Raw genomic sequence first — 6,826 nt, 5'->3', positions numbered from 1 at the left:
ACTAGGCGGGGGTCCGGCGTCGCGCCGCCGCCCGCCGCCGCCGTCGGCAGCGCCCACCAGCGGTGTCCTACGGCTTCCCAGGGTGGCCTCAGAGGGCGCCCGACCCTGCGCCCGCGACGTCCCGACGCTCCGATCGGCGGGGGTGACGGCGAGGGTGCGGAATCGAGCGGAATGGTGGGCAACCTGTGGAAGGGATGGGGACAACCGGGGGCGCGTTGTGAGGGCTCTGGGGGCGCGTTGTGGGTTGCCGAAACCGTGTTCCGGAACGCGCTCCGGGATGCCACGATGGGGTGGTGCACCCGCCGCTGAGGGCCCCGGTGCCCCCGGTTCCACGCTGAGCAGGGGCATCCCACAAGGCGGGATCACGACCTGGGAATTCCAGGGATGTAAGACCAAAATGTTGTGGTCAGTTGACCTTCTCGCCACTAGGGGTAGTGTTGGGAGGTGTTGAAGCACCGATGAATGCCATCCATGCGATTCGGCGCACGACCACCGACAGACACGCGGCCGACCCTTCGTCCGGGCCGAAACCCCGGACGAGACGGCCATCACCAGAAGAGCCCCTCGCGCCGTCCGGCGCCGTGCCGAAAGAGGTCCAGACACACATGGTCACCGTCTACACCAAGCCCGCGTGCGTCCAGTGCAACGCCACCTACAAGGCGCTCGACAAGCAGGGCATCGAGTACCAGGTCGTCGACATCTCGGTGGACGACGAGGCCCGCGAGTACGTGATGGCCCTCGGGCACCTCCAGGCGCCCGTCGTGGTGGCCGGTTCCGACCACTGGTCCGGCTTCCGCCCGGACCGCATCAAGGCCCTCGCCTCCGTGGCGGCCTGACGGCCCGAGGACACCAGCACCTTTCGAGTTCCTGTGACAAGGGGGCGTCGATGGCGGCTCCGCTGCCGGCCGATCAGCCGGTGAGGATCGTCTACTTCTCCAACATCTCGGAGTACACCAAGCGGTTCGTCGACAAGCTCGGTCTCCCGGCGGTGCGGATACCCGTGCGGAAGACCGAGCCCATGCCGGTCGTGTCGGACCCATATGTTCTGATCGTCCCGACCTACGGGGGAAGCCTCGAGATCACGGGTAAGAGCGGGGCCGCGGTCCCGCGGCAGGTGGTCGCGTTCCTCAACAACGCGCACAACAGAAGTCTGTGCCGGGGAGTCATCGCCGGCGGCAACACCAACTTCGGAGCGGACTTCGGTCGCTCCGGCGACGTGATCGCCAAGAAGCTGGGGGTCCCGTACCTCTACCGCTTCGAGTTGATGGGCACACACGAGGACGTCATCCGCGTCCGAGAGGGATTGGAAGAGTTTTGGCAGCACCAACCGTGAACCCTGAGAGCACCACCGCGGGAGAGGCGGGGGAGGGCCAGCGTCTGGACTACCACGCGCTCAACGCCATGCTCAACCTCTACGACGCGGACGGGAACATCCAGTTCGACAAGGACCGTCAGGCGGCGCGGGAGTACTTCCTCCAGCACGTCAACCAGAACACGGTCTTCTTCCACAACCTCGACGAGAAGCTCGACTACCTCGTCGAGAAGGACTACTACGAGCGCGAGGTCCTGGACCAGTACACGCGCAACTTCGTGCGCGAGCTGTTCGACCACGCCTACGCCAAGAAGTTCCGCTTCCCGACCTTCCTGGGCGCGTTCAAGTACTACACGTCGTACACGCTCAAGACCTTCGACGGGAAGCGCTACCTCGAGCGCTACGAGGACCGCGTCTGCATGGTGGCGCTCACCCTCGCCGCCGGCGACGAGACCCTCGCCCGGCAGCTGGTCGACGAGATCATCGACGGCCGCTTCCAGCCGGCCACCCCGACGTTCCTCAACTCGGGCAAGAAGCAGCGCGGCGAGCCCGTGTCCTGCTTCCTCCTGCGCATCGAGGACAACATGGAGTCCATCGGCCGCAGCATCAACTCCGCCCTGCAGCTGTCCAAGCGCGGCGGTGGCGTGGCGCTCCTGCTGTCCAACCTGCGTGAGCACGGCGCCCCGATCAAGCACATCGAGAACCAGTCCTCGGGCGTCATCCCCGTGATGAAGCTGCTGGAGGACTCCTTCTCCTACGCCAACCAGCTCGGCGCGCGCCAGGGCGCGGGTGCGGTCTACCTGCACGCGCACCACCCGGACATCTACAAGTTCCTCGACACCAAGCGGGAGAACGCGGACGAGAAGATCCGCATCAAGACCCTCTCGCTGGGCGTCGTCATCCCGGACATCACGTTCGAGCTCGCCAAGCGCAACGACGACATGTACCTGTTCTCGCCGTACGACGTCGAGCGGATCTACGGCAAGCCCTTCGCGGACGTCGACATCTCGGCGAACTACCACGAGATGGTCGAGGACAGCCGGATCAAGAAGACCAAGATCAACGCCCGGCACTTCTTCCAGACCGTCGCCGAGCTGCAGTTCGAGTCCGGCTACCCGTACATCATGTACGAGGACACCGTGAACCGGGCCAACCCGATCGCCGGCAAGATCACGCACTCCAACCTGTGCTCGGAGATCCTCCAGGTCTCCACCGCGTCGGAGTTCAACGAGGACCTCACCTACTCGCACGTGGGTAAGGACATCTCCTGCAACCTCGGCTCGCTCAACATCGCCAAGGCCATGGACTCGCCCGACTTCGGCCGGACCATCGAGACCGCCATCCGTGGCCTGACCGCGGTGTCCGACCAGACGCACATCAACTCGGTGCCGTCCATCGAGCGCGGCAACTCCGAGTCGCACGCGATCGGCCTGGGGCAGATGAACCTGCACGGCTACCTCGCGCGCGAGCGGATCCACTACGGATCCGAGGAGGGCATCGACTTCACGAACATCTACTTCTACACCGTGCTCTACCACGCCCTCAGGTCCTCCAACCTGATCGCGCGTGAGCGTGGAACCTGGTTCGCCGGTTTCCCGGAGTCCGAGTACGCCTCCGGCGAGTTCTTCGACAAGTACACCGACCAGACGTGGGAGCCGGCCACCGACCGAGTGCGTCAGCTCTTCGCCGAGGCCGAGGTCGCCATCCCCACCCAGGAGGACTGGCGCGCGCTCAAGGCGGACGTGCAGAAGTACGGCATCTACAACCAGAACCTGCAGGCCGTCCCGCCCACCGGGTCGATCAGCTACATCAATAACTCCACGTCGTCGATCCACCCCGTGGCCTCGAAGATCGAGATCCGCAAGGAGGGCAAGATCGGGCGCGTCTACTACCCGGCGCCCTACCTGACCAACGACAACCTGGACTACTACCAGGACGCGTACGAGATCGGCTACGAGAAGATCATCGACACCTACGCGGCGGCCACCCAGCACGTCGATCAGGGGTTGTCGCTGACGCTGTTCTTCAAGGACACCGCCACCACCCGCGAGGTCAACCGCGCGCAGATCTACGCGTGGCGCAAGGGCATCAAGACCCTGTACTACATCCGTGTCCGTCAGCTCGCGCTCGAGGGCACCGAGGTCGAGGGCTGCGTCTCGTGCATGCTCTGACCCTCCGGGCCCGGTCCCGCGCCACAATCCACACCTGCTTTCAGGAGGAGAACCGATGACCGCCGAGCTGCACGCTCCGGGTTCGCACAGCCCCGCCGCCGGCATCCAGCCGAAGCTCGTCGACCGCGTGTCGGCGATCAACTGGAACCGTGTCCCCGACGAGGTCGACGACCAGGTGTGGGGCCGGCTCACCACGAACTTCTGGCTTCCGGAGAAGGTGCCGGTCTCCAACGACATCCCGTCATGGCAGACCCTGACCGAGTACGAGCAGACGATGACCGCCCGCGTCTTCACGGGACTCACGCTGCTGGACACGATCCAGGGGACCGTCGGCGCGGTGAGCATGATCCCAGACGCCTCGACCCCGCACGAGGAGGCGGTGCTCACCAACATCGCGTTCATGGAGTCCGTGCACGCGAAGAGCTACTCGACGATCTTCTCCACCCTGTGCTCGACCCCGCAGATCGACGAGGCGTTCCGCTGGGCGGAGGAGAACCCCTACCTCCAGCGCAAGGCGAAGATCATCCTCGGCTACTACGCCGGTGACAACCCGCTCAAGCGCAAGATCGCCTCGGTGATGCTCGAGTCGTTCATGTTCTACTCGGGCTTCTACCTGCCCATGCGGTGGTCCTCGCGCGCCAAGCTCACCAACACCGCCGACGTCATCCGGCTCATCATCCGGGACGAGGCCGTGCACGGCTACTACATCGGGTACAAGTACCAGCGCGGTCTCGAGCACGTCACCCAGGCGGAGCGGGACGAACTCAAGGACTACACGTTCGAGTTGCTCTTCGAGCTGTACGACAACGAGGCCGACTACACCGAGGACCTCTACGACCCGGTGGGCTGGACCGAGGACGTCAAGAAGTTCCTGCGCTACAACGCCAACAAGGCGCTGATGAACATGGGCTACGAGGGGATGTTCCCCAAGGACGAGACCGACGTCGACCCGGCCATCCTGTCCGCGCTGAGCCCCAACGCCGACGAGAACCACGACTTCTTCTCCGGCTCCGGCAGCTCCTACGTCATGGGCAAGGCCGAGGCCACCGAGGACGAGGACTGGGACTTCTGACCCAGCCGCCCGAGAACGCCGTGGGGCCCCTGCGACCGATAGCGGTCGCAGGGGCTTCGTCGTTGTTCCGGTGCTAGCCGTCGGGGGCGGTGTCCGCGACTAGCCGTCGGGGGCGATCCCGTTGATCGACCCCCGGATGTCCTCCAGCACCGCACGGGCCGCGACCGGACCGGCGCCCTCCCACACGGCCCGGTCCACCACGAACACCCGGTTGGCGCCCACCGCGTCCAACTCCGTCCACCGATCCGAGGCGAAGACCTCCCGCGCCGCCTCCTCGGAATCGGGGCGACCGCCCACCACGGCGAAGATGACGTCTCCGTCGAGTTCGTCACCGAGCGGGGGCGACTCGGGCAGCGGCGGCACCCGCTCGCCGTCGCGGGTGCGCTGCGCGGGCGGACGCCCGGCGCCCACCGCCTCCAACATGAGCGAGCCGAGCGTGTCGGCGTCCTGCACCCGCGCCCCGGCACCCGAGCCGTCGGCGACCGAGACCAGGGACACCCAGGAGTCCGACGGCGTGGTCGCCCCGGCCGTGAATCGCGCCCGGTCGATGACGTCCAGTAACAGGTCGCCGCCCGCCCGCGGTCGGCCGTAGGCGTCGGCGACGGACTCGGTCGCTTCGGCCCACTCGAGGACGTCTGCGGAGTAGACGACGGTCGGCGCCACGTCGGCGAGCGCGTCGACGACCGCGGGATCGAGATCCTGTGACCCGGCCAGCACGATGAGGTCGGGCGTGAGGCCGCGCGCGGCGTCGGCGACCGCGCCGGCGTCCGCGCCTCCGCCGAGGTCGATGGTCGGGAGAGCCACGAGGGGAGCGGGTAGGTAGACGTCGGCGTCGCGGGGCAGCCCGGAGGTGCCGACGACGAGGTCCTGCAGTCCCAGAGCGCAGGCGGTGTCGACCGCACCCACCCCGAGGGCGAGGATGCGCTCGGGCGACCGCGGCACCGACACGCTGTCCGGGCCCGGCCCGGTGGTGTCGACCCTGCGGGTGCCCGCGCCGGGGAACTCCGTGGGCACCGGTGCGGGCGCGCACGACTCCTCGGGCTCGGCGGAGCGCTGCAGCTCCTCACCGGCCATCCGCGACGGGGTCGTCGTCACGGGGTGCTCGACCATGTCGACGGGGGAGGGGCCGCACGCCGCGAGGGCGAGACCGGCCGCCAGCGGCGCCGCGGCCCGAACAGCACGCCGCGTATACCCCCGCCCGGAGCGCCGGCGGAGGACGGGAACGGAATCGGTCATGGGACAACAGCCTAGGAGATGGGCCCGACGGGGCCGTTCCCACCGAGGTCGACCCGGGTCCCCGGGGCCGCTCCGCGACCCTGGCCCGCGCGGCGGCCCGCGCCGCGGTTAACGGGGGTGATTACTGGTGACGAGAAGGACGGGGCGGGTGGGCGTCGCTCTCAGCCGAGGGTTAGGATTGCTCTCGCGCACTATTCCTATGCGTTCGACGTGGGGTCGGTGGTTCGACCCGCGACGTCGGGTGAGGCGTTCAGGAGGACCCTTATGACCGCAGTGGCCCCCAAGCCGGTCCACGAACTCGACCACCCACCGGGTGAACCTACCGGCAACTCCCGGCCGGGCTCGTTCGTGTGGAAGATGCTGACGACGACCGATCACAAGATGCTCGGCATCATGTACATCGTCCTCTGCTTCATCTTCTTCTTCATCGGCGGCCTCATGGCCCTGCTCATCCGGGCGGAGCTCTTCTTCCCGGGCATGCAGTTCCTGTCGAACGAGCAGTTCAACCAGCTGTTCACCATGCACGGCACGGTGATGCTCCTGCTCTACGGCACCCCGATCGTCGTCGGGTTCGCGAACTACATCATGCCGCTGCAGATCGGCGCCCCGGACGTGGCGTTCCCGCGTCTCAACGCGCTCGGCTTCTGGCTGTTCGCCGCCGGCGGCACGATCATGCTGTCGGGCTTCCTGACCCCCGGTGGTGCGGCGTCGTTCGGCTGGACGATGTACATGCCGCTCGCGGACAAGATCCACTCGCCCAACGTCGGCGCCGATCTGTGGATCCTGGGCGTGGGCATCGGCGGTATCGGCACCATCCTCGGTGCCGTCAACTTCGTCACCACGATCATCTGTCTCCGTGCCCCGGGCATGACGATGTTCCGTATGCCGATCTTCACGTGGAACGTCCTCGTGGCGTCCGTGCTGATCCTGCTCATCTTCCCGCTGCTCACCGCCGCCGCCCTGGGCGTCTTCTACGACCGCACCTTCGGTGGGCGGATCTACGATCCGGCCAACGGCGGGGCGATCCTGTGGCAG

6 protein-coding genes are annotated in these 6,826 nt (G+C 67.1%); 5 read left to right on the top strand and 1 reads right to left on the bottom strand.

Annotated features, from left to right (window positions below; all coding sequences use genetic code 11):
- Positions 1 to 605: 605 nt before the first annotated feature.
- The 4 genes from nrdH (at position 606) to nrdF (ending at position 4,555) form a co-directional block, all read left to right on the top strand.
- Complete coding sequence (nrdH, locus tag HMPREF3086_RS08320) at positions 606 to 836, top strand: glutaredoxin-like protein NrdH (protein ID WP_007627786.1); 231 nt, start codon at positions 606 to 608, stop codon at positions 834 to 836.
- 50 nt (positions 837 to 886) lie between these two features.
- Positions 887 to 1,333: a class Ib ribonucleoside-diphosphate reductase assembly flavoprotein NrdI gene (gene nrdI, locus HMPREF3086_RS08315; RefSeq protein WP_007627785.1), complete on the top strand. Its 447-nt coding sequence runs from the start codon at positions 887 to 889 to the stop codon at positions 1,331 to 1,333.
- 68 nt (positions 1,334 to 1,401) lie between these two features.
- A complete protein-coding gene (nrdE, locus tag HMPREF3086_RS08310) occupies positions 1,402 to 3,483 on the top strand; it encodes a class 1b ribonucleoside-diphosphate reductase subunit alpha (protein ID WP_061229619.1) in 2,082 nt (693 codons plus the stop codon).
- Positions 3,484 to 3,538: 55 nt separating this feature from the next.
- A complete protein-coding gene (gene nrdF, locus HMPREF3086_RS08305) occupies positions 3,539 to 4,555 on the top strand; it encodes a class 1b ribonucleoside-diphosphate reductase subunit beta (protein WP_007627783.1) in 1,017 nt (338 codons plus the stop codon).
- Positions 4,556 to 4,654: 99 nt separating this feature from the next.
- Here nrdF and HMPREF3086_RS08300 read toward each other — a convergent pair whose 3' ends face one another.
- Positions 4,655 to 5,791, bottom strand: a complete 1,137-nt coding sequence (locus HMPREF3086_RS08300) for an ABC transporter substrate-binding protein (RefSeq protein ID WP_232303112.1) — start codon at positions 5,789 to 5,791, stop codon at positions 4,655 to 4,657.
- A gap of 264 nt (positions 5,792 to 6,055) precedes the next feature.
- On the opposite strand from HMPREF3086_RS08300, the gene HMPREF3086_RS08295 reads away from it, so the two are divergent.
- Positions 6,056 to 6,826, top strand: a 771-nt coding sequence (locus tag HMPREF3086_RS08295) for a cytochrome c oxidase subunit I (protein ID WP_210401848.1), incomplete at its 3' end; no start/stop codon positions are given.

The organism is Dietzia sp. HMSC21D01 (assembly GCF_001815995.1).
GTDB classification, from domain to species: domain Bacteria; phylum Actinomycetota; class Actinomycetes; order Mycobacteriales; family Mycobacteriaceae; genus Dietzia; species Dietzia cinnamea.
The sequence above is the reverse complement of the archived record's forward strand: the minus strand, read 5'-3'. Positions and strand labels throughout refer to the sequence as shown.